Source organism: Anoxybacillus sp. P3H1B (genome assembly GCF_001560855.1).
Lineage (GTDB): Bacteria > Bacillota > Bacilli > Bacillales > Anoxybacillaceae > Anoxybacteroides > Anoxybacteroides rupiense.
The window spans coordinates 1-1,213 of sequence record NZ_LPUG01000001.1 but is presented as its reverse complement, the minus strand read 5'-3'; the positions used below and the strand labels follow the sequence as shown (position 1 = coordinate 1,213).

Genomic DNA, 1,213 nt, shown 5'->3' with positions numbered 1-1,213 from the left:
TGGACCTCTGTCAATAGATTGGACAGCCAGAATCGAGAAAATTACGCAATTTGACCGTACATTTGTTCGTATTGAAAAGGTGTAAGATACCCGATAGCGGAATGTACGCGTTTCCGGTTGTAGAAAAACTCGATGTATTCAAAAATCCGACTTTGGGCTTCCTTGCGGGTTCTGAACTTCTCCAGATAGACGAGTTCCTTTTTGAGCACGCTGTGGAACGATTCGATGCAGGCATTGTCATAGCAGTTGCCCTTGCGGCTCATGCTGCATTTCATCCCGTATTTCAAGAGCCGTTTTTGGTACTCATGAGATGCGTATTGGCTGCCGCGATCGGAATGATGCAGGACTTCGCCTTTCGGCCGTTGACGGTTGTAAGCCTGATCCAGAGCTTGCAGGACCAATTCCTTGGTCATTCGCTCATCGGCGTGCCAGCCTACGATTTTGCGCGTGTACAAGTCCATCACGCTCGCGACATAGAGCCATCCCTCGTCTGTCGGAACGTAAGTGATGTCCGCCATCCAGACTTGATTGGGAGCTTGTGCCCTGAACTGCTGGTTCAGCACATTGTCATGCACTGGCAGATTGTGGTTCGAGTTCGTCGTCGCCTTGTATGTCTTGACGGTGCGCGACTTAAGCCCCAGTTCCTTCATGATGCGGGCGACCGTTTTTTCGGATACCCGAACACCTTGCTGGCGCAAGACTTGAGCGATCTTCGGGCTGCCGTACAGGCGACGCGAGTCCACAAAGATACGGCTAATCTGTTGTTCCAGTTCTCGGCGACGTTTCTTTTGCTCGCTTTCCTGGCGCCTGGTCCATTGATAATAACCACTCCGGGATACGTTCAAAACCTTGCACATCTCCGATACCGGATACTTGGAGCGGTGTTTGTGGATAAACGCAAAGATCAGTTCCGGTCTTTTGCGAAGATGTGCATCGCCTTTTTTAAAATTTCGTTCTCCATCTCGAGTTGGCGGATTCGTTTCTGCATTTCGAGAAGGGTTTTTTCCTCGATTTTCAGGTTGCCGCTGCCGCGAAACGCATTGACCGGATCCTGTTTGAATTCGTTGATCCAGCGGTACAGAGTATTGTCGGATACGCCCAATTCTCGGGCGACCTGCGCCACCGGCTTCCCCTGTTCCTGAATCATTTTTACGGTTTGGATTTTGAACTCTTTGTCATATTTCTGACTCATCTTCGGACACCTCGATTTTGC

General features: G+C 50.0%; 1 protein-coding gene. It reads right to left on the bottom strand.

Going from position 1 to position 1,213, the window contains the following annotated elements:
• Positions 1-41 precede the first annotated feature (41 nt).
• Positions 42-1,192, bottom strand: a protein-coding gene (locus AT864_RS00010; RefSeq protein ID WP_197430987.1) for an IS3 family transposase whose coding sequence is annotated in 2 segments (ribosomal slippage) — positions 42-937 and positions 937-1,192 — 1,152 coding nt in all. Because the reading frame shifts where the segments join, the coding sequence is not laid out codon by codon here.
• Positions 1,193-1,213: the final 21 nt, after the last annotated feature.